This is a genomic window from Sorangium sp. So ce590, from assembly GCF_051521365.1.
GTDB lineage: Bacteria > Myxococcota_A > Polyangia > Polyangiales > Polyangiaceae > Sorangium.
In genome coordinates this window covers 565488-586258 of record NZ_CP150346.1, presented here as the reverse complement: position 1 = coordinate 586258, position 20771 = coordinate 565488, and the positions used below count along the sequence as shown (strand labels likewise).

Genomic DNA, 20771 nt, shown 5'->3' with positions numbered 1-20771 from the left:
ACGGATCGGCCCGCCAAGGCGCGAAATCAGGGACAGATGCGCCTAGGTGGCTTGATTACATCGCTGTCCGGCGAAACCCGATCACCGCGATCAGGCCCCGAGGCGCGTGCCCGCCGCGACCCCCGCGGTCGCGCCCGCGGCCTCAGCCGCCGGGAGCGTGAAGAAGAACGTGCTCCCCTCACCCACCTTGCTCTCGACCCAGATCCGCCCGCCGTGCACCTCGACGAGCGCCTTCGCGATCGAGAGGCCGAGCCCCGTGCCCTTGTGGGCGGTCTCCTTCGCCTGCCAGTAGCGCTCGAAGATCCTCGTCCGCTGGTCCTCCGGGATGCCCGGGCCGGTGTCGCGCACCGAGAGGCGCACCTCCCTGCCCCACGGCTCGGCGCGGAGCGCGACCTCGCCGCCCGCGGGCGTGAACTTGATCGCGTTGCCGACGATGTTCGCGATCACCTGCAGGACCCGCTCGCGGTCGCACAGCGCCCGCTCGACGCCGAGCTCGATGCAGTGCTCCAGGCGCAGCGACTTCTCCGCCGCCTCCTCGCGCAGGAGCTCGAGGGCGTCGCTCAGCAGGACGGCGACGTCGTGCGGCACCGGCTGGATCGAGATGTGGCCGCCGTCGAGCTTCGCCAGGTCGAGCAGATCGCGGATGAGGCGGTTCATGCGATCGGCCGACTTCTGGATGCGCTCGACCGGGCGCCGCAGATCGACCGCCTCGTCCGAGCTCGGCAGCTTCCGGCGCAGGAGGCTCGTGTTCATGACGATGGTCGCGAGCGGGCTCTTGAGATCGTGCGACACCACCGCGACGAGCTCCTCGCGCGCCCGGATCGCCCGCTGCGCGCTCTCGTAGAGCCGCGCGTTGTCGATCGCCAGCGCGGCCCGCCGCCCGAGATCCTCGGCGAGCGCCCGGTCCTCGATGCCGTACAGGAGATCGTCGCGGCCCGAGGCGATGGTGAGCACGCCGAGCATCGTGCCGCGCGTGACGAGCGGCACGGAGATGTAGCGCCGGAGGCCGAGCTCCCGGAGGAGCGCCTCGCTGGCGGACACCGGCGGCTCGCTCTCGACCGCGCCGCGCTCGCCCTCGGGGGCGGGCGCGCCGGCGATCTCGCAGAGCACCGCCTCGCCCGTCTGCATCACGCGCGCCACGCCGGACGGAAGGACCGCCTCCATCGGCATCTGGCCCTGCAGCAGGCGCGCGAGCTCGCTCTTCTGGGGGTTGGCGTGGACGACGACCGCGCGCCGGAGCATCGCCTCGCGCTCGATGATGTCGACCATGCACCAGTCCGCGACGAAGGGGACCGGCAGCCGCGCGACGCGGACCAGCGTCGCCTCGTAGTTGAGCGAGCTGGAGAGCAGCCGGCTCGCCTCCGAGAGGAACGCGGCGCGGCGCTGCGCCGCCTCCGCCGCGGCGCGCCCCGCCTCCGCGGCGGCGAGGTTCCGCGCCCGCTCGAGCTCGTTCTCGATCATGCGCGCGTAGAGCAGGCGGTGCACGAGCGCCGTGCGGAAGGTCCCCGCGAGCCGGCGCATCATGCCCCGGTACCGCGGCGCGAACGGGGGCTCGCCCTCGAAGCAGAGGATGAGCCCGGAGGCGCCGCTGTCGCCCTGCCCCTCCAGCGAGAAGTGCCACGTCACGAGCCCGTGCCGCGCGAGCTCGGGGTACGGCAAGCGGAGGCCCGCGCCCTCGCCCGCGGGCTCGCCCGCCGCGGCCGGCGACCGCGGCGGGATGGGCAGCGCGCGCGAGCTCGCCGAGAGCCCCGCGGCGTCGAGGAGCCGCGGGGCGAGGGGCGTCGGCTCGACGAGCACGAGCACCGCGATGCAGCTCAGCCGCTCGGCGAGCCGCTCCAGGAAGATCGCCATCGACTGGCGCGGATCGAAGAGATCGAGCGCTGCGACCGTGAGCTCCTGGAGGACGCTGAGGAGCGCCAGCCTTTCCTCCTGGATCTCGTGGTCTGAACCGCTCGGCATACAGGGCTCCCGCCGCGCCTGGCTCAGGCCCCCAGCGCGAGCACGACGGCGGTCTTGTTGTGGAACTGCGGCACCCCCCGGCCGAGCGTGCCCACCTCCCCGAACGTCAGACAGCCCATCACCGGAACGCTCTGGCCGAGCTCGCTCTCGAAGGTCGTCAGCTCGTCGCGCACCGTGTCGCCGAGCATCATGCACCGCGAGATGCAGTCGAACACGAACGCGCCGGCGATCGGCCCGGCCACCGCGTCGCGCGCCGTGGTCGCGGCCTCGCGCGCCGCGCCGACGAGGCCGCTGGGGTCGCCCTCCATGACGCGGATGAGGCAGCCGTCCGGGACCTCGCCGACGCAGTAGAGGCCGCCCGGCGAGACCACGCGCAGCGGGTCGCGGATGACGTGCTCGCCGTCGGCCTGCGGGATGCCGAGCGGGTGGGTCATGGCGAAGGAAGCGAAGCCCTCGAGGTTGACCTGATCGCCCCTCGCCCGCGCGGTGCGCTGGTAGACCGAGAAGGCGCTCTCGTACTCGAGCTCCGCGAGGACCGTGCCCTCGGCGCGGGTGACCATCGTCGGCGGCCCGTAGGGCCGGAAGCCGTGGCGGATCCCGGTGGCCATGCGCGCCGGCGAGTCGATCGCGACCACGACCGCGCTGTCCGAGTAGGCGCGGCCGCCCGCGAACTGCGCGGTGCGCACGAAGCGGAGGTTGTCGCCCGCGCCGCCGCCGGCCCAGACGACGCCCGTGCCGCCGACCTCGACCGCGCCGCGCACGACGTCGGCCGCGTTGCCCGTGAGCGCGTCCGGCAGCACGATGAGCGCGCGGCTCCACCCCGCCGGAACGGACGAGGGGAACGCCTCGAGCGCGCGCGCGGCGGCGAGCACGCCGGCGCGCCGCCCGTCCTGGCTCACCGGCTGCGCGACCCCGACGCCCACGCGCACGGTCTCCGAGGCGACGAGCCCCACGACGAGCCCCTGCCGGAGGAGCCGGCTGCCCGCGAAGACCCCCGCCGTGCAGCACCCCGCCCACGGGACCCCGGGCAGCTCGCTCGTCATGGCCGCAGCGAGCGCGTCGGCGTCGTATTGATCCGTCGACAAGACGAGCGCGAAGGCGGGTCGGGGCGGCGGTGAAGCGTGCTCGGAGCGCGCCGACCCGCGGAGCGCCGCAGCCACGGCCTCCGAGGCAGCCTTCTTTGGATCCGCCGTGGAGCTCGCCCCCACAAACATCTGTGTCGCCATGTTCTCTTCCCCCCCTCGGAATGTAGGCACTCGCGTTATACTGGAGATTCACCCGAACGTCACGACGCGCGCATTCTCCTGGGATGTCGTCCGTACAGGGCGCTCCCGCTCCTCGCTCGACTCGCGATTTTCCCGGCGCGACGCTCTCGGAGAAGAGCCGGACAGAGCCGCGAAAGGGCCTGCGAGACGAGACCTGCGGAGCGGAGGTAGGCGCCCGAGACCGAGGGAGCAGAATCCTTATCCTTCAATACGACCACGTCGCCTGCAAGCTCGTCGGCGCGCAGGACACCCCCGGAGTCGCTCGCGTCGCTCGCGTCGATTGCACAGAAGCAATCAGGGTCGTGCGCAAGCGCCGGACAACGCAGCGCACCACGCGAGCCAACGTGGGATTGCGTGCCGCTGTCGACGACGTCTTGATGCCCAAGGCGGAATTGCAGCACATCGCCTGGGAGCGGCCGGACGAGGTGTGGTTGAGCTCCTGAGGGGGCGGCCAGCGCGGGAGTCCGGAGAAGGGATGATCAGGACCTGCTCAGGGATCCGCCCACAGCAGCGCGTACGTCAGGGGGTGCCAGAACCCGCCGCGCGCCGCTTCCGGGGCAGCGCCGACGGCCACGAGCACGAGCCCCTGGCCGTTCGCGATGCTGTCCGCCGGCACGTCGCTGCTCGCCAGGATCTCGCGCATCGGCACCGAGGACGTCACCTTCGCCGCGAGCGGATCGTAGATCTCGATCTCGACCTCGTCGAGCGTGCCCAGATCGCCGCGCGAGAGGCCGGCGAACGGCGGGGAGGGCGAGATCGCGCCGTACGAGAGGTCCTGCGCGACGGCCGCCGCGCTCGCCTCCGCGCGCCCGGGCGCGAGCCGCACGTGGACCCTCGGCGTCGCCGCGCTCGCGTGCGCGACCTGGAGGCTCAGCCTGTCGAAGCTCGTCCGCCGCGACATGGCGACCGCCACGAGGCCGGCGGTCGGCGTGTCGACCGCGTAGGCGTCGCCGCAGCCCTGCTTCTCCCCGGCGTGCGTGTGCCCCTCGCCGCCGAGGCAGCCGGTGGCGACCAGCAGGAGGCTCTTCTCCTCGGCGAACACCGGCGCCGGCAGCACGGGGAGCCCCGCGGCCACGATCTGCGCCGCGGGCTCCGCGGCGAGCGCGAGGATCTCGGCGCAGTCGAGCCCCTCGGTCGCGTCGAGGTCGCCGGCGATCGCGTGCGCTTGCACGCGGGTCCCCTCGGGGATCGCCGCGCCGAGCGGCTCGATCACGCGGGCCCGGGCGAAGGGGAGGCCGGCGCTCGGCCAGGGCTCCACGCCGGCGCCGGTGCCGTCGGGGTAGGCGAGGAAGCAGAAGCGGACCGCGTCGTGATCGCCGACGCCGTTCACCACCGTGAGCTTCGTCGGCCCTGGCGGCTCGACCGCCTCGCCGCCGCCCGTGCCGGTGGTGGTCGCGCTGCTCGCGGTCGTCCCCGCGCCGCCGCCGGCGCCGGACGTGCTCGCCGCGCCCGGCGGATCTCGGCCGAGGAGATCGTGGTCCTGCGTGCAGCCGGCTCCGCCGAGCGCGGCGAGCAGGATCCCTCCGAGGCAGGCCCAGCCGATCGAGAGAACACGGTGCAGCACGCTGCGAGCTTACCGTGCTAGGCGGGGTCGATGCGGGTCCATCTCACCGCGACAGCCGCCGCCGCCGTCCGCCGCGGCCACCCGTGGGTGTACCGAGACGGCATCGCGGGCGGCGGCGGGAACGCGGGCCCTCCCGGGGAGCGCCGGCGCGGGGAGCGCTCGCCTCGCGCCGGCGGCGGCGCCGCGGCCGCCGCGTCGGGGGACGTTGTCGAGCTGTCGGCCGAGGGCGCGTTCCTCGGGCGGGGGCTCTGGGACGCCGACTCGGCGATCGCCGTCCGCGTCTTCCAGCGCACGCCGGCGCCGGCGCTCGACGAGCGCGCCATCGCCGAGCGGCTCGAGCGCGCCTTCGCCCTGCGCGACGGCTGGTTCGCCGGCCGCGACACGACGGCCTACCGCCTGTGCAACGGCGAGGGGGACCGGGTGCCCTCGCTGGTCATCGATCGGTACGACCGCGTCGCGGTGATCCGCCTCGACGGCGGCATGCTCGCGCCGTGGCTCGATCGCCTGCTCCCGCACCTCGCGCGCGCGCTGGGCGCCTGCGGCGTGCGCTCGATCGGCCTGCGCGCGCGCGCGCCTTCGGCGAGCGGGGACGCGGAGGGGAAGGAGGGGAAGAAGCTCGCGCACCTGCACGGGCCGCCGCTGCCGGATCGCCTCTTCGTGAGGGAGACGGGGGTCGCGATGGAGGTCGATCTCGCGCGAGGGCAGAAGACGGGGGCGTTCCTCGACCAGCGCGACAATCGCGCCCGCGTGCGCGCGCTCGCGGCGGGGCGCGGGCGCGTGCTGAACCTGTTCAGCTACGCGGGGGGCTTCTCGGTGGCGGCGGCGCTCGGCGGCGCGGGGCGGGTCACCTCCGTGGACTCGGCGCCGGCCGCGCACGCGTCCGCGCAGCGCACGTTCCGCGAGAACGGCGTCGATCCGGCGGCGCACGACTTCGTGACGGCGGACGCGTTCGACTTCCTCGAGAAGGCCCGCGGCCGCGGCGACCGGTACGATCTCGTCATCTGCGATCCGCCGAGCTTCGCGCCGAGCGAGCGCGCCAAGCCGCGCGCGCTCGGCGCCTACCGGCGGCTGCACACCGCGGTCGCGCGCGTGCTCGATCGAGGCGGCGTGCTGTGCGCGGCGTCGTGCTCGAGCCACATCACGATGGAGGACTTCCTGGCGACGCTCGACGACGCCACGCTGGAGCGGGACGACCTGCGGGTCCGGGCGATCCACGGACAGCCGGAGGACCACCCGACGCTGCCGGCGTGGTGGGAGGGGCGGTATCTCAAGTTCGTTGTGCTGGAGTGAGCTTGTCGATGCGCTGCGGGCGGAAGTGCGCGGGCGCGGTCGTCACGGTCGGCGTCAACGTGCCCATGCATTGCGCTCGGCGCGCCGGACTCCGTAGCATCGGGTCATGGCGACAAAACTCACTACCAAGACCCAAGCTGCGGCGAGAGGGACATCCCGGATCGCCCCCAAGGTGAAGTCGACGACGGCGAAGGCGAAGGTCCAGCCGGCCGCGCCCGCGCAAGAACCGCAGGACGAGGAGGACGCGATCTACAGCCTCGACGACCTCGTCGCGCGGCGCGGCGAGGCGACGGTCGACGAGGTGCTCGCGTACGTGGGCGGGGTCGAGAAGGCTGACCTCGTCCGCGAGGGCCGGGCCGTCGCGACCTCGCGGATCGACAGGGACGCGGCGCGCCTGTACGGCAAGGCGGACGCGTTCCTGAGGAAGGCGACGGAGGCGCAGCGCGACGCCTTGCTCGGGCTGTCCGACGACCTCCTGCGGACCGCGATCTGGGCCGCGCTCCGCGGCAGCCGGCTCGCGGCCGCGCGCGACGGCGGCGTGGCCAAGGCCGGGAGCGCCAAGGCGGCGCGCGAGGCCGCGGCCGAGGCGGCGCGGCGCAGGGGCCGCGGCGTGCGCGAACAGCTCGCGACCGCGCTCCGGACGCTGAGCGGCGGCGAGCCGAGGCTGCTGAAGAAGATCGACGGCGCCCACGGCGTCGCCCCCGACGCCGCGAAGCTCGCCAGGTCGCTCGCCGCGCTGGTCAAGGTGGGACGGGAGGTCGTCGCCGACCGGTCCGAGGCCGCCGCGCTGCGCCGCAAAGGGACGCGCCTCGACGCGGCGAAGCTCGATCAGATCGAGGCGCTCGCCGAGGAGATCCGCAAGGCCGGCGACGCCGCGGCGGCGGTGACGGCGAGCGCGAGCGTCGACCAGACGGAGGTCGACACCTGGGATGGGATGAACCTCCTCCTCCTGGAGATGGTCATCGACCTCTTCGATGCCGGCCACCAGGTCGACCCGTCGGTGCCCCGGCTCGTCCCCATCTCGCTCGGCCGGTATTTCTCGCCGCGGCGAACCAAGCCGGAGAAGCCCGCCGAGGAGGTCCCCGCGGCGGCGCCGAAGGCCGCTTCGGCGGCGCCGAAGGCCGCTTCGGCGGAGCCGAAGCCCCAGCCCGGCGTGCCGGTGTAGCGCGGCGGGGCCGCGTACCTGCCTTTCCCCGCGCGCAGCCGTGGTCCCGCGGTGCGCCGCAGGGGGGGAGGCCGACAACGCAGCCATGCCCTCCAGGCGTGCAGCCATGGCTCTGGAGGGCGCGGCGAGGGTCTCTCATCACGCAGCCATGGCTCAAGCCCGCGCGGCCATGGAGTCCGGGCCTGCAGCCATGGCCTCCGAGCGTGCTGCCATGGCTCCCGTCTGCGCAGCCATGGCCTTCCGCGTGTGCAACTACGGCCTCCGCGCATGCAGGCATGGGTCCAGCCTGCGCAGCCATGCCCTCGGGGCGCGCAGCCGCAGCCGCAGCCGCCCATGGCTTTCCCGAGACCGATCACTTTTCTGAGAAATCCGCCGCGCAGCGTCGATAGTACCCGTCGAAGGCAGGAGCGACGACCCTGTTCGGATGTCACGCCCGGGATCCGTCGCCGCCGCCGTCTCATGCCCGCGCTCTCATGCCCGCGCTTGCTGGAGAGGAACCTGGCCGTGACCGCCCGCAGCTCGATCGAATGCTTGCTCGCGACCGTGCCCCTGGATGAGGTCCTTCGTGCCGGCGAGGGCGCCGCCAGGCCGCTGGGTCGCGTCGAGCCCCCTCCGGCCCCGCTGCTCACCGCGCCGCTTCCCGTGTCGTTTCGCCCGGATTCGCCTCTTCCCTGGCAGCCGTCCCAGGCGCCGCCCGCTTCCATGGCGACGGCGCCGTTGCCGGTCGCACCGGCGGCCGTCACGCGACCTGTCGCGACGCGACCCCTCGTGATCGAGGTGCCCTGTCCTCCGGTCCGCCGGGCTCCACGCTCCGATCCGACGGAGGAGCGCGCGTCATCCGCGCAGGCGCTCGCTCCGCGTCCCGCTGCGCCGGTGGCGAGCTGGCTCGCCGTCGCCGCGACCGCGGCGTTCTTTGGTATGGTCGGCGCGCTCCTGGTGCAGAGGTGGCTTGGATGAGTCAGGGCGAGCGCAGCGCACGAGACGACGACGCCGAGCCGCCCTCGCCCTCGGCGACCTATCTTCCGGGGAGCACCGTCGCGGGCCACAGGCTCGTGCGGATGGTCGGCGCGGGCGGCATGGGCGTCGTCTACGAGGCGGTCCACGAGTTCACGCAGCGGCGGGTCGCGCTCAAGCTGCTGCTCCCGTGCTACGCGAGCACCGAGCAGGTGCGCGAGCGCGCCCGCAAGGAGGCCATCGCGCTCTGCCGGCTGCGGCACAAGAACATCGTCGCCGTGCACAGCGCCGACATGCTGCCCGACGGCACGGTCTGGATCGCCATGGAGCTCCTGGAGGGCCAGTCGCTCCGCCGGATCTGCCAGGTGGAGTCGCCGCTGCCGATCGCGCGGGCGCTCCACATCGGCATCGAGATCGCCGACGGCCTCGCGGCGGCGCACGACCTCGGGATCGTGCACCGGGACGTGAAGCCGGAGAACGTGTTCGTCGACCGGCACGGCGACGTCAAGCTGCTCGACCTGAACATCGCGAAGATCCGGGTCGACGGTCTGCCGAGCACCCGGCCGGGCCAGCGATTCGGCACGACGGCGTACACGGCGCCGGAGGACTGCTGGGGAGAACCGTGCTCACCGGCGAGCGATGTCTACGCGCTGTCGCTGGTGATCTACGAGCTCCTGGCCGGCCGTTACGTGTTCGCCACGGGCCGGGGGCTTTCGGGGATGCCCAGCGAGGGCCAGCTCGTTGCGGCGCACATGCTGCGGATGCCGGTGCCGGTGCACGAGCTCGTGCCGTCGATCCCGGACTACGTCTGGCCGGTCCTCCAGACCGGCCTGGCGAAGCGGCCGGCCCAGCGCTTCAGGCACGCCGGCGCGGCGGCGAGCGCGCTGCGCGAGCTCCGGGAGCGCTACCTTTCGGACGTGCGCGCCGGCCGGCTCGCCGCGGCACCGGACCCAGGGACGCCGGGGTCCCGGCGGGAGCACCACGGTCCGCGATCGCCCGAGCGGCTGATCACGGCGCCGCGGCCCGACGAGAGCCGGGTGATCGTCCCTGGGCCGGCAGCCTCGGCCGAGCTCGGCGGGAGCGAGGCGCGGGAGGAGGACGCGGCGCCGGCGGCGCGCGAGGACGGTGAGGCGGCGCGGCCGGCGCAGCCTTCGGCTCCTCCGTGGCATCCGCCGCCGAGCGCGCCGCCGGCGGCCGACCCGGGCTGGCCGCTGCTCGTGACCCCCGGGCCGGTCACGGTGCGATCGTCGCCGGGAGGCCAGGGAGCAAGCCTCGTGGGACCTGACCTGCCGGCGACGGACCGCGTCGCCGACCGGCGCTGGCGAGCGCAGCTCCTGCGCCGCTGCGCCGCCGCGGCGGTGCTGGCGATCCCGATCTCGGGCGCCGCGACCGCGCTGTACATCCATGTGCGCCGCGAACGCCCCGCGATGTCCGCATCCGAGAGCGGGGCTGTGCTGGCCGCGTCCGCCGGCGGGGTCGTCACGAGCGCACAGGCGGCGCCGGCGCTCTCTGACGCCACGCGCGCCACGCGCGAGACCGGGGCACCGCCGGACGCGCGCGTGCCGGAGAGCGCAGCCGACCCCCTCGGCGTCGAGGCGTCTGAGGCCGCGCCGTCACCTCCCGCCGAATCCAGGGGGATCGCGGCCAGACCGAGCGCGCCCGCGAAGGCAAGCACGCCGGCGCAGGCGAGCACGCCGCCGCACGCGAGCGTGCCGGAGCAGCCGAGCGCGCCGGCGACACGCGCGCGTCCGGTCGCGGGGGCGGCGCAAGCGCCCGCGCGGCGCCCGTGGGACTGGCTGTTCACGTCGAAGGGGCGCGACGCGGAGAAGAACACCGACCCGTACGAGGAGGAGGACATCTACCCGATGCCCTCGCGCGGGCGTACCTCGGCGCCCGCGAGGCCGGCCAAGGCCCAGCGGGGGAGGGGCGGCGAGGGTCCGGTCGGCGGGCCGCCCCGCTTCTAGAGGACAGGCGCGGAGCGATGAATGAAAGCGCGAGCGCGGAACGAGGCACGAGGCCGAGCGAGGAGCGAAGACATGTCGAACGACGAACCCAGCGCGACCGATCCCTTCCTCGCCGAGGTCGTCGAGCGGACGCTCGCGCGCTACCGCGGGATCGCGTCGCTCGACGTGATCGAGGCCATGCGCGGGCTGCTCGTGGAGGCGCTCACCGAGGACGAGGTCGGGCGGGACCTCCTGGAGCGCGCGCGGCCTCGCGCGGCGCCGCTCGGGAGCGGCGTGGAGGCCCGGGACGGCGCCGGGGAGCCCCGGCGCAAGGCGGGGGGCGGCGAGGATGGCTGACCCCGAGGCGAGGCTCACGCCGGCGCAACAGGCGCTCGCGGCGTCGGCGCTGCACGAGGTGAGCGGCGCGGCGCGCCGGCTTTCGCCGAGGCTGCGAAGGCACCTCTCGTTCGACGAGCTGATATCGCTCGGCCGCGCGGGGCTCATCGAGGCGGCGCTCGCCTACGATCCGGCGCGGGACGACAGCTTCCCGCGCTTCGCGCGGCACCGCATCCGGGGCGCGATGCTCGACGGGTACCTCCGGGAGGCGCGGGAGCAGGACCGGGTGGTCGCGCTCTGCCTGCAGGGCGGGTACGACTACATCGCGCGGCAGCGGCGGTACGGCGACGTGATGACCGACGTCGACGGCAAGGCGGAGGAGCGGCTCCTCGACCATGTCGACGGCCTCGCGGCGAGCGTCTTCGCGACGGCCGCCGGCGTGGCGAAGCCGGAGACCGGGGAGGAGGTGCTGTCGCGGCGCGAGCGCCACGGCCGGGCGCACGCGGTGCTGCGGCGCACCCTGGAGCGGCTGACGCCGCGCGAGGCCGAGGTGCTGTCGATGCACTACGTGGAGGGGCGGCCGCTCACGGAGATCGGCGGCGCGCTCCGGATCCCGCACCCGGGCGCGTACCGGGTCCACGACCGGGCGATCGTGCGGCTCGGCAAGCTGCTGCGCGCGGCCGGCGTGACCGAGCCGCCGCCGCGCGAGGACGAACTGTGAGCGGGCGGCGGGCGGGTCGATGGGCGATGGGTCGATGGGCGATGAGAAAGATGAGAATTCGCGCGCGCGGGGGCGATGGATCGCGGTGAGCGATCGGTGGCACGGACAGGAGGCGAGGCGGTGAAGGACGAGGACCGGGATGAGCGCGGGGACCGCGAAGCGGAGGGAGGCGCGGCGAGCGAGCCGGGCGCCGGCGCGCCGGCCAGCCCAGCGCCGGCACCGAGCCAGCTGGTGTCCCACCCGGCGTTCCAGACGGGGGTGATCTACATCGAGCCGGAGCTGCGCGACGAGGTGGAGGCGTACTGGACCGCGTACGCGGCGTGGGAGAGGACGAAGCAAGGACCGCCGCCGCGGGAGCCGCGCGTGAACGTGCGGGTGGACCACGAGGGAAAGCCGAGCACCGCGGCGCGGCTGCGGGAGGCGATGGCGCCGAAGGGCACGGCGCGAGGGAGCGGCGCGAAGGGTCCAGGAGAGAAGAGCGCCGGGGGGAAGAGCGGCGGCGGGAAGAGCGGCGGCGGGAGCCCGTGGGCGGCGGACGCGGCGGCAGGGGCGGCGGTGATCGACAAGAGCGCGCTGCCGTCGGCGCACCGGCCGAGGAGCGAGGCGGCGGAAGAGAAGGACGAGGCGGCGGCGAGGCCTGCGAAGGCGCGGCGCGCTGGGACGGCCGTGGCGGTGCTGGCGCTGGCGGCGGGGATCGGCGCCGCGGCGATGTGCGGGGTGAAGGAAGGGGCGCCGGCCGGAGAGGCGGCGCGGGCGAGCGGGCCCCACGCGAGGAGCGAAACTGCGGCGGCGAGCGGCGCGCACGCGGTGCGTGAAGCGGCGGCGGCGAGCGGCGCGCGCACAACGAGCGACGCGCCTGCGAGCGCCGAGCGCGCGGAGAGCGCGCCCGTCCGAGCGTCGCCGGAGGTGTCCGTCGAACGCGCCGCGCCTCCCGCGGCGCCGGATCGAGTTGAAGCGGCGCACGGCGCGCCCCGAAGGCCCGCACCCGAGGCGGACGCGCCGGCGCCGAGAGCGACCGTGATGCAGCCGGTGCAGCGGCAGCGTTCATCCGTGGCCACGGCCGACGCGACAGCCCAGGCGCCCGCAGCGCCGGTAGCGCCCGCCACCTCGTCGGCCGAGGCGCCGCTGTCGGCGCCTGTTGCCAGCGCAAATGAATCCACCGAGCCACCGGGCAAGCGCGCCCCCCACACGGAGCCGAAGTTCTGATCATGCACAGGCACATTCGTCGCATCGCCTCTGTCGCTGGCTTGCTCGCGTTGCTCTGCTGGGCGGCGCCGGGCCGGACACAGCCGAGCGCGGCACCGCACGAGGCGGAAGCAGCCGCGATGACCCAGCAGGCGCGGAAGTTGTTCAAGGAAGGCGTCGATGCCTTCGCGCAATCCCGCTGGGCCGACGCGCGGGCCGCGTTCCTGGCGGCGCTGGCGCTGAACGCCCACTACACGATCCGCGGAAACCTTGGCGCGGCTGAGCTCAAGCTCGGCCGCTACCGCGACGCGGCCGAGCACCTCGCGAGGTACGTGCGGGAGATGGCGGAGGACGCGACGAGCACGGCGGCGGAGCGAGAGCGAGGCGCGGCGATCTACGCGGAGGCGCGGTCGAAGGTGGGCACGCTGGTGGTGCGCACCGACGTGGACGGGGCGCGGGTGTTCGTTGACGGCACGTTGCGAGGGTCGACGCCGCTGCCGGATCCGCTGTTCGTGGAGGCGGGCGCGCACACGATCTCGGTGGAGCACGAGGAGTACGAGACGAAGAAGATGACGGTGCAGCTCGGGGCCGGCGGCGAGATCGAGAATGGGCTGCAGCTTCAGCCGAAGTCGGCGGGCGCACCGCCACCGAGGCTGCTGGACACGACCATGGCACCGCCCGACCGCAGCGCGGAGGAGCACGCCGGCGGTCCGAGGACGGCAGTGCTGATCGGCGGTGCGGCGACGGCGGGAGCGGCGGCGGTCGCGGGCGTGGTGTTCACGGTGCTGGCGAACGCGAACGCCAGCGACGCGGAAGAGCAGCGAAGGCTGCTGCGTCAAGCGGGCGGCTTGGGTGCATGTGAGGCTCCCGGCGCACCCGCGCGATGCACGGAGCTGAAGGACGCCGTCGCCGCTCGCTACGATCTCAGCAACGCGGCGTTCTGGAGCTTCGTCGGTGCGGGGACGATCGGGGTCGGAACACTCGTCTATGGTCTCATGTCGCGCGCCTCCGTGAACGAGCGGCGTGTGCATGTAACGCCTCTCGTCGGGTCGAGCGGCCTCGGGATTGGAGTACGCGGTGGCTTCTGAGCAGGGTGTAGAGGGTCGAGGAGACAGAAGCATGCGTCGGACTGCTCGCTGTGGCTCGGTGCTCATTCTCGGGGTGATGGTTGCCGTGAGCCAGCCGCTGGGATGCTTCCCGTATGCGATGCCGGACGACTGCACGCTCACGCTCGTGTGCGACGTGAGCAGCGGTGAGGGCGGTGGCGGCGGCAGCAGCGCCGTGTGCGATGTGGACCCGACGGAGGACGCGAGCACGGCGACGGAGGAATGCGCGGTGTTCGCGAGCGCGAGCGCGATGCCGGGCGGCGATGGAACCAAGGCAAGGCCGTACGCGTCGCTCGGGGAGGCGGTGGCGAACGCGAACGGCAAGCGCGTGCTGGCGTGCGCGAGCGGGGCGTTCGCGGAGAGCGTGACGATCGGAGCGGAGGTCGAGGTGATCGGCGGCTTCGACTGCGCGGCGGAGTGGACGTGGAGCGCTGAGGCGCGGAGCGCGATCGTGGGGCCCGCAGGGCAGATCGCGCTGACGCTGAGCGAGGGAGCGAGCGGTGCGAAGGTGAGAAGCTTCGCGGTGCGCGCGGCCAGCGCGGTGAAGAGCGGCGGGTCGTCGATCGGTGTGGCCGTGGCGGACATCGAGGCGGAGCTGGCGCAGGTGGATGTGACGGCGGGCGACGGGATGGACGGCGAGAACGGGACGACGCCGACAGAGGCGCCCATCGCGGGCGCAAGCGCGGAGGCGACGAGCGCGTCGAATGCGTGCATGGCGCCGAACCTGGTCATCGGCGGGACCGCCGGCGCGACGACGTGCGAGGACGGCGAGACGCGCGGCGGAGACGGCGGGACCGGAGGAATCACGGGGACAGAGGAGGGCAACGGGCTGGCCGGGCGGGATGGGGGGCCGATGCCGGAGCCGAATCCATCCGGGAAGGGCATCGGCGGCGTCGGGCAGGTCGATCCTGAAGGCGAGTGTGAGCCAGGCGAACCGGGCAAGAGCGGCAGCGCTGGCGGGCCAGGTGACGCTGGCAGCGGCGCGACGCTGACGCTCGCCGGGATCAGCGGCGGAGACGGCGGCCAAGGCATGACGGGCGGCCGTGGTCAAGGGGGCGGCGGGGGCGGCGGCGCCAAGTCGGGGTTGTTCTGCTCGCTCAACTCGACCCTCGTCGATGGCGTGGGTGCGAGCGGCGGCGGCGGCGGGGCCGGTGGGTGCGGCGGTAAAGGAGGGGGCGGCGGCAAGACCGGCGGGTCGAGCGTCGGGATCCTCAGCCTGGGCACGAAGCTGGTGCTGACCGATGTCGCGGTGACCGTAGGGAAGGCCGGAAAAGGCGGCGACGGCGCGGCCGGCAGGACGGGCGCCCGAGGAGGGGATGGCGCCGCTGGCGGAGCGGACTCCGGGCTGGGCGACTCAAGACGCGGCTGTCAAGGAGGAAATGGCGGCGACGGCGGCCGCGGTGGCTCCGGCGGCGGCGGCCGAGGCGGCTACGCAGTCGGCATCACCTTCGCGTCGACCCCGGCCGCCCCCCCCGAGCTGAAGACGTTTACGCCAGGCACGCCGGGCGCCGGCGGAAACGCCGCGCCCGGCGGCCCGCCGGAGAGCGCCGGCGCGCCGGGGAGCGCCGGGAGTTGCTGGAATTTCGGCTCAGGTGGATCGTGTGAGAATTGAAGCGCTCTGGAGGGGATGAGCTTCTCCGGACCAATCAAGGGCAGCATCGCTTCAGGAGGCTGGACGTGCAGAGCACCCAGGCAGTAGATTTCAGCGTGCCGCGGCAACGCGGATCGGTGGGCTGCTCGGGGCTAACAACACTGCTGCGAAAGCGTGAGTGTCGGGCGGGTGGGCCGATGGTCTGCTGAAATCCTCCACTGCTTCGTCAGGCCTATAGTCTGGATATTTATCCAATGGCCATTGGCAGCAGCCCGGGAGAAGCGGACCCCTTTGGGGCCTGGCGCCTGACAGGGATGAGCGCGCGCCGCGCGTGCGCCGACGTGGCCCACGCGCGCTGAGCAGGGAGCAGCGCCTCGCGCGCTGAGGTGGTCGTGAGGAGGATTGAGCGCGCCGCGATACGCGGCGCGCCATGGCTCGGCTCGTCCTGTGGACGAGCACGCGAGGAGGACGATCGTGTATCCACAGCTCGCCATCGAGGCGGCAGCGCAGTCGGACGTGGGCCGCCGCCGCAGCCACAACGAGGACAGCTTCGCGGCGCTGCCGTGCCTCGGGCTGTTCATGGTGGCCGATGGCCTCGGCGGCAACGCGGCCGGAGAGGTGGCGTCCCGGATGGCCATCGAGGTCGTCAAGAGCTGCTTCGAGGAGGACGAGGATCTCGAGGACACATGGCCTTACGGCACGGCGACGCCGCACGACCGTGACGAGGTGAGGCTGGTGCTGAGCGTGCGGCGGGCAAACCGGGCGATCTACGACGCGAGCCAGAAAAAAGAGGAAGTGCGCGGCATGGCGACGACCTTCGCGGGCGTGCTGCTCGGAGCTGGGATGGCGTACATCGCGCACGTGGGCGACTCGCGGGTCTACCGGATGCGGGGCGGCAAGCTGGAGCGGCTGACGCGGGATCACACACTGCTGGAAGAGCTGCTGCGCGATGGCGACGGCGCACTGGCAGCGCTGGAGGCGCTGAGCGATCGGGCGAGCGCGATCACGCGGGCGCTCGGGTGCGACGAGAGCGTGGCGATCGAGTCGCGCGTGGAGGCGACGGCGCCGGGCGATATCTTCCTCGTCTGCTCGGATGGGCTCTGGGGGCCGGTGCCCGAGCCACGGATCGAGGGCGTGCTGGGGAGGCACCGGGACCTGAGCCTCGCGGCGAGCCTGCTTGTCGACATCGCCAACGAGCATGGCGGGCCGGACAATGTGACGTGCGTCCTGGCGCGCCTGGGAGGCGGGACGAGACGGCGCGCTGAGCCAGGCGCGACGAACGGCGGATGTGAGGGGATGCCTTGGGTCGGGTAGCACAAGGCCGGGCTCCGCGGCGCATCGGACAGGAGTGCTCACGGTTCAGGAGGGAACATGGAAGACATGCTGGGTGCAATGTGGCTCGTCTCGCCGATCGGGCTCGCGATGATCGCGTGCATCGCGATCGGCTTCGCGGTCACCGCGCGCGAAGCGTTGGGACGCGAGCGGGGGTTTCGTGAGGCGCGCGAGCTGGCGCATGATGAAGAGGAGGCCGCCCTCACCGACGCGAAGGAGCAGGCAGCGGGGGAGCGGGACCGTTGCCGGCGCCTGCTGGACTGTCACGTCGATGCGGCGCTCGCCGAGCTGAGAGACGCCCGAGGGCGCCCCGTCCCCTGGCCAGGAAGGGTCCTCGAGTCGTTCTGCGCGACGACGCCTTCGTGGAGGAGGAAGCTGGCCGAGAGCACGGGGTTGGAACCGAGGGAGGTGGAGCGGCTGCTGAGGAGCGACCTGCCCATGAGGCCCGGCCTCGCGCGGCAGCTGGAGACCTTCACCGGCACGCCGGCGCGGTACTGGGAGCGCCTGTGGCGGCTGCACGACGACCGCCGAACGGACGCGGAGGATACCGCGGTGTTCCGGGCCGGTGAGCTCGTCACCGAGCGTGAGCGCTCGGCGTCGCCGCCGATACCTCCCCGCGCGCTCGACATTCCACCTCCCGTGGTGCCGTCTCCCGAGCTCGCGGCCAGGAGCCCGCAGGCGAAGCTCCCGCCGCCTCCCCTGCCGCAGCTCCGGCCACCGCGCCCTGTCCGCGCCGTCGCGGGGGAAGAGCTCGCCCGTCGCGCTGCCACCCTGACGAGCTTCCCGCTGCAGCCCGACGAAGGGGGGACGAGCGCGGCCGGTGCGTCCGATTGGGAGGAAGCAGAGCGCTCTCCCCTGAACACGACGCTCCCGGGAGTAGGGCGCCATGGGTGAGAAAATCTCTCCCTCCGGGATCCCTGGCCGGACTTCGGCGGGTGGACCACGAGGAGAAGCCGAGCACGGCGGTACGGTGACGTGTGCGCCGGCGGCTGGGAGGTCTGGGAGGTGGGTGAAGTGCTTGCGACAGGCGCACCCCTCCCTGAGCGCGCGGAGCGCGCGATTTGGGAGGGGCGGACCGCGCGCAGGCCCGAAGGGCCGAGCACGGGCCGGGGGTGGGCAACCCTCATTCTCCTGCTCCTCATTCTCCTGCTCCTCTTTCTCATCTCCGGATCTACCCAGCTCACGGACCGGGACGAGCTCGCAGGCCCGCGGCGAGCGCAGGCCGGCCACCACGCAGCGTGCCTCGCTCGCCGCACGCTCTCGAACAACCTCACCTCGCCGAGGCGCGCCGCCCCAGCAGGAACGACGCCAGCGCCTCCGCCTTCGGCACGAGGGTGCTCACCTCGATGAGCTCGTCCTTCGTGTGGAAGCCGCTGCCCCGCGGCCCCAGCCCGTCGATGGACGGGATCCCGATCTCGGCCGTCGAGCTCGCGTCAGACCCGCCGCCGATGAGCGGCGCCTCGGCGTCGCCAAGCCCCGCCGCCCGCGCGCAGGCCGCGTACTCGCGGCAGAGCGCCGCGCTCGCCTCGGTCCGCACGAGGGGCGACCGCGCGATCTCGCCGTCGACGCGCACCGCGGTGCCGGGGACCTCGATCGCCGCCTCGTGCGCCGCCGCGGCGAGCGCCGCGAGGATCGCCTCGCCGTCCGCGAGGCTCACGAAGCGGAAATCGACCCCGGCCTCCGCGGCGTCGGGCACCGTGTTCCTGCCCTGCCCGCCGCTCACCTTGCCGACATTGACCGTCACCCCCCGGCCGTAGTCGGTGAGCCGCTGCGCCCAGTCGATGAAGCGGGCGAGCGCCCAGATGGCGTTCGCGCCCTGCTTGTGCGCGTTGCCAGCGTGCGCCGCCTTGCCCGTGGCCCTCACCACCGCGGCGCCCGTGCCCCTGCGCGCGGTGATGATCCTGTCCCCCTCGCGCCCCGCCTCGAACACGAGCGCGCACGCCGCGCCCGCGAGCTCGCGCTGCAGCAGCGGGCGCCCCTCGGGCGACCCGACCTCCTCGTCCGACACGATCGCGAGCCGCACCGCGATCTGCGGCAGCGCGCCGATCTGCTCGAGCACCCTGAGCGCCTCGATCGCCACCACGAGCCCGCCCTTCATGTCGAGCACCCCGGGCCCGCGCGCGAGGTCGCCGTCCAGGCGGAAACCCTCGAAGACCCCCGGGGGGAACACCGTGTCGAGGTGCCCGACGAGGGCGACGTGCCCCGCCGGCGACGCCTTCGCCGCCTCGCTCTCCACCACCCAGTGCGCGGCGAACCGCGCGCTCGCGTGCCGCCGCACGCACAGGCCAGGGATCGTCGAGAGCTCGTTGGCGATGACCTCGCCCACCGCGTCGCCGCCGCGCGGGTTGTCCGTGAACGAGTTGAGGTTCACCAGCCGCTCGAGGAGCGCGAGCATCGGCTCCGTGCGGCTGGACAGCGCCTGTCGGAGTGCCTGGATCACCACACCAGCATGCCACGGAAGCCCGGGCACCGCCGCGCCGCCGCGCCGCCGCGAGGCCGGGCGCGGGGAGGACCCGGCGACCTCTGCCCTGCCCGCTGCAGAAGTGATACGTGTTGCGCTCATGAACCGTCCCAGAGCAGCGCGGAGGCACCCGTGACAGCGTCGGAAGGGCCGCTCGTCATCAAGCTCGGCGGCGAGGTCGTGGGCAGCCCTGCCCTCGCCGTCCTCGCCGGCGACCTCGCGACGCTCACCCGCGGTGGCGCGCGCGCGGTCGTCGTCCACGGCGGCGGCGCGCAGGCGAGCCGGCTGCAGGAGCGCCTCGGCATCCCCGTCCGGCAGGTCGCGGGCCAGCGCGTCACCGACGCGGACACGCTCGACGTCATGAAGATGGTCGTCGCGGGCAAGCTCAACGTCGACCTCTGCGCCGCGCTCCTCGCCGCGGGCGCGCGGCCCGTCGGGCTCCACGGGGCGAGCGGGCCCGCCCTCTCGGCCGTCAAGCGGCCGCCGCAGGTCTACAGGAGCGCCGGGCCCGAGCCGGTGGACCTCGGCCTCGTCGGCGACATCACGGGCGTCGACCGCGGGCTCCTCGAGCTGCTCGGGCGCGCCGGCTACGTGCCCGTGCTCGCCTGCCTCGGCGCCGGCACGGACGGGCAGGTCTACAACATCAACGCCGACACGGTCGCCAACCGGGTCGCCATCGAGCTCGGCGCCGCCGGGCTCTTCCTCGTGAGCGACGTGCCCGGCGTGCTGCGCGACGTCTCGGATCCCGCCTCGCGCATCCCGAGCCTCACGGTCGGCGAGGGGCGCGCGCTCATCGCGGGCGGCGCCGTCACGCGCGGGATGATCCCGAAGCTCGAGGAGTCGTTCGCCGCGCTCGCGGAGGGGGTCCGCCGCATCCACATCGTGGGACGGCTGAGCCCGGGGGATCTCGCGCGCGAGGCGAGCGCGCCGGGCTCGATCGGCACCGTGCTCGTCCCCTGAGCCGCGCGGCCGGCCTCGTCCCCTGAGCCGCGCGGCCGGGCTCGACCGCTGACCCGCGCGGCCGGCCTCGCCCCGGCTGACCGCGCGCCGTATGCTCCTCGCGGGCTCGATCATGGATGCCGTCCGATCAGCGGTCTTGTTCGTGCAGGCGCATCGCGGCCAGTTCGCGATCGGGGCGGGCGTGGCCGTCACAAGTTTCATCGTGGCCACGTCGCTGGCCGCGTTCGTGCTTGTCCGGCTGCCCGAGGACTACCTGGAAAAGCAGGAAGACGAGCCCTTCCTGCCAGGACGCCCAGCCTGGATGCGCATCTCGGCGCGCATCGGGAAGAACCTGCTCGGCGTCGTCGCGGTGGCGCTCGGGATCATGCTCGCGCTGCCCGGCATTCCGGGCCCGGGCGCGCTGGTGATCCTGATCGGCGTGATGCTCCTCGACCTCCCCGGCAAGCGGCGCATGGTGCGGCGGATCCTCGGGGCGCCGAAGATGCGCGCCGTCGCCGATCGCGTGCGCGCCCGCTTCGGCCGCCCGCCGCTGCGCGTTCAGGCGGGCTCCCGCGGCTCCTCACCCGGCGCGCCCTGAGCGCCCGCGGCGCCCGGCGCGCCCGCCGCCGGCGCGCCCCTCTGGGCCCGCGCGCGCAGCCGCAGGTGCCACGCGAAGAGCGCCGCCGCGAGCGCGAGGGCGAGCCCCGCCGAGACCCACTCGCGCGGCGCGAGCAGCATGCAGCCGGCCAGGAAGGCGCAGGCCGCGAGCGCAAGGCGCTCTTCCGCGTCGGGCATCGGGGACACGTTCGCTCCTCGTTACCGCCCCGCGCCGCCCGCATCAAGCGCCCCGCGCCGCCGCCGCGGTGAGCCCCGCGCGCATCGAGCGCGCCGCGCGATCTCCAGGGGGAGCCGGCGCGCCGGCGCGTCGCGATCCTGGTCGCCTCGTGCGGCGCCAGCGCG

17 protein-coding genes are annotated in these 20771 nt (G+C 74.0%); 12 read left to right on the top strand and 5 right to left on the bottom strand.

Features of this window, described 5'->3' with window-relative positions; genetic code table 11:
• Positions 1-90 precede the first annotated feature (90 nt).
• From WMF28_RS02240 to WMF28_RS02230, 3 genes are all read right to left on the bottom strand, one after another.
• Positions 91-1959, bottom strand: a complete 1869-nt coding sequence (locus WMF28_RS02240; RefSeq protein ID WP_437600369.1) for an ATP-binding protein — start codon at positions 1957-1959, stop codon at positions 91-93.
• A gap of 23 nt (positions 1960-1982) precedes the next feature.
• A complete protein-coding gene (locus WMF28_RS02235) occupies positions 1983-3185 on the bottom strand; it encodes an FIST signal transduction protein (RefSeq protein ID WP_437600368.1) in 1203 nt (400 codons plus the stop codon).
• Positions 3186-3714: 529 nt separating this feature from the next.
• Positions 3715-4788 (bottom strand): hypothetical protein, encoded by a 1074-nt coding sequence (locus WMF28_RS02230; RefSeq protein ID WP_437600367.1) that lies wholly within the window; start codon positions 4786-4788, stop codon positions 3715-3717.
• A 30-nt stretch (positions 4789-4818) separates the two neighbouring features.
• Here WMF28_RS02230 and WMF28_RS02225 point away from each other — a divergent pair, with 30 nt between their 5' ends.
• The 10 genes from WMF28_RS02225 to WMF28_RS02180 all read left to right on the top strand — a co-directional run bounded on the left by WMF28_RS02225 (position 4819) and on the right by WMF28_RS02180 (position 17305).
• Complete coding sequence (locus tag WMF28_RS02225; RefSeq protein ID WP_437600366.1) at positions 4819-6078, top strand: class I SAM-dependent rRNA methyltransferase; 1260 nt, start codon at positions 4819-4821, stop codon at positions 6076-6078.
• Positions 6079-6184: 106 nt separating this feature from the next.
• The gene (locus WMF28_RS02220; protein WP_437600365.1) at positions 6185-7243 is read left to right on the top strand and encodes a hypothetical protein; all 1059 of its coding nucleotides are present in this window, start codon (positions 6185-6187) and stop codon (positions 7241-7243) included.
• 953 nt (positions 7244-8196) lie between these two features.
• On the top strand, positions 8197-10161 hold the full coding sequence (locus WMF28_RS02215) for a protein kinase domain-containing protein (RefSeq protein ID WP_437600364.1): 1965 nt from the start codon (positions 8197-8199) through the stop codon (positions 10159-10161).
• Positions 10162-10233: 72 nt separating this feature from the next.
• A complete protein-coding gene (locus WMF28_RS02210; protein ID WP_437600363.1) occupies positions 10234-10497 on the top strand; it encodes a hypothetical protein in 264 nt (87 codons plus the stop codon).
• A complete protein-coding gene (locus tag WMF28_RS02205; RefSeq protein ID WP_437600362.1) occupies positions 10490-11197 on the top strand; it encodes a sigma-70 family RNA polymerase sigma factor in 708 nt (235 codons plus the stop codon). The genes WMF28_RS02210 and WMF28_RS02205 overlap by 8 nt, the downstream gene beginning before the upstream one ends.
• A gap of 96 nt (positions 11198-11293) precedes the next feature.
• The gene (locus tag WMF28_RS02200; protein ID WP_437600361.1) at positions 11294-12403 is read left to right on the top strand and encodes a hypothetical protein; all 1110 of its coding nucleotides are present in this window, start codon (positions 11294-11296) and stop codon (positions 12401-12403) included.
• 119 nt (positions 12404-12522) lie between these two features.
• Positions 12523-13470, top strand: coding sequence for a PEGA domain-containing protein (locus tag WMF28_RS02195; RefSeq protein WP_437600360.1), 948 nt, complete (start codon positions 12523-12525; stop codon positions 13468-13470).
• 85 nt (positions 13471-13555) lie between these two features.
• On the top strand, positions 13556-15100 hold the full coding sequence (locus WMF28_RS02190; protein ID WP_437600358.1) for a hypothetical protein: 1545 nt from the start codon (positions 13556-13558) through the stop codon (positions 15098-15100).
• A gap of 453 nt (positions 15101-15553) precedes the next feature.
• A complete protein-coding gene (locus WMF28_RS02185) occupies positions 15554-16393 on the top strand; it encodes a PP2C family protein-serine/threonine phosphatase (protein ID WP_437600357.1) in 840 nt (279 codons plus the stop codon).
• A gap of 57 nt (positions 16394-16450) precedes the next feature.
• The gene (locus tag WMF28_RS02180) at positions 16451-17305 is read left to right on the top strand and encodes a helix-turn-helix transcriptional regulator (RefSeq protein ID WP_437600356.1); all 855 of its coding nucleotides are present in this window, start codon (positions 16451-16453) and stop codon (positions 17303-17305) included.
• A gap of 376 nt (positions 17306-17681) precedes the next feature.
• On the opposite strand, the gene WMF28_RS02175 is transcribed toward WMF28_RS02180, so the two are convergent.
• A complete protein-coding gene (locus WMF28_RS02175; protein WP_437600355.1) occupies positions 17682-18851 on the bottom strand; it encodes a M20/M25/M40 family metallo-hydrolase in 1170 nt (389 codons plus the stop codon).
• A gap of 153 nt (positions 18852-19004) precedes the next feature.
• Between WMF28_RS02175 and argB the strand changes: the two genes are divergently transcribed.
• Entirely contained in the window at positions 19005-19832 is an 828-nt protein-coding gene (gene argB, locus WMF28_RS02170) for an acetylglutamate kinase (RefSeq protein ID WP_437600353.1), read from the top strand.
• A gap of 91 nt (positions 19833-19923) precedes the next feature.
• Positions 19924-20409 (top strand): hypothetical protein, encoded by a 486-nt coding sequence (locus WMF28_RS02165; RefSeq protein WP_437600352.1) that lies wholly within the window; start codon positions 19924-19926, stop codon positions 20407-20409.
• Here the strand turns inward: WMF28_RS02165 and WMF28_RS02160 are convergent.
• Positions 20370-20615: a hypothetical protein gene (locus tag WMF28_RS02160; RefSeq protein ID WP_437600351.1), complete on the bottom strand. Its 246-nt coding sequence runs from the start codon at positions 20613-20615 to the stop codon at positions 20370-20372. The two genes, WMF28_RS02165 and WMF28_RS02160, sit on opposite strands and share 40 nt — an antisense overlap.
• Between the last annotated feature and the right edge of the window lie 156 nt (positions 20616-20771).

Coding starts and splice junctions, on each gene's coding strand:
- WMF28_RS02210 (WP_437600363.1), top strand. CDS start 10,234: ATGTCGAACGACGAACCCAGCGCGACCGATCCCTTCCTCGCCGAGGTC.
- WMF28_RS02195 (WP_437600360.1), top strand. CDS start 12,523: ATGACCCAGCAGGCGCGGAAGTTGTTCAAGGAAGGCGTCGATGCCTTC.
- WMF28_RS02235 (WP_437600368.1), bottom strand. CDS start 3,185: ATGGCGACACAGATGTTTGTGGGGGCGAGCTCCACGGCGGATCCAAAG.
- WMF28_RS02240 (WP_437600369.1), bottom strand. CDS start 1,959: ATGCCGAGCGGTTCAGACCACGAGATCCAGGAGGAAAGGCTGGCGCTC.
- WMF28_RS02220 (WP_437600365.1), top strand. CDS start 6,185: ATGGCGACAAAACTCACTACCAAGACCCAAGCTGCGGCGAGAGGGACA.
- WMF28_RS02165 (WP_437600352.1), top strand. CDS start 19,924: ATGCTCCTCGCGGGCTCGATCATGGATGCCGTCCGATCAGCGGTCTTG.
- WMF28_RS02180 (WP_437600356.1), top strand. CDS start 16,451: ATGGAAGACATGCTGGGTGCAATGTGGCTCGTCTCGCCGATCGGGCTC.
- WMF28_RS02205 (WP_437600362.1), top strand. CDS start 10,490: ATGGCTGACCCCGAGGCGAGGCTCACGCCGGCGCAACAGGCGCTCGCG.
- WMF28_RS02225 (WP_437600366.1), top strand. CDS start 4,819: ATGCGGGTCCATCTCACCGCGACAGCCGCCGCCGCCGTCCGCCGCGGC.
- WMF28_RS02215 (WP_437600364.1), top strand. CDS start 8,197: ATGAGTCAGGGCGAGCGCAGCGCACGAGACGACGACGCCGAGCCGCCC.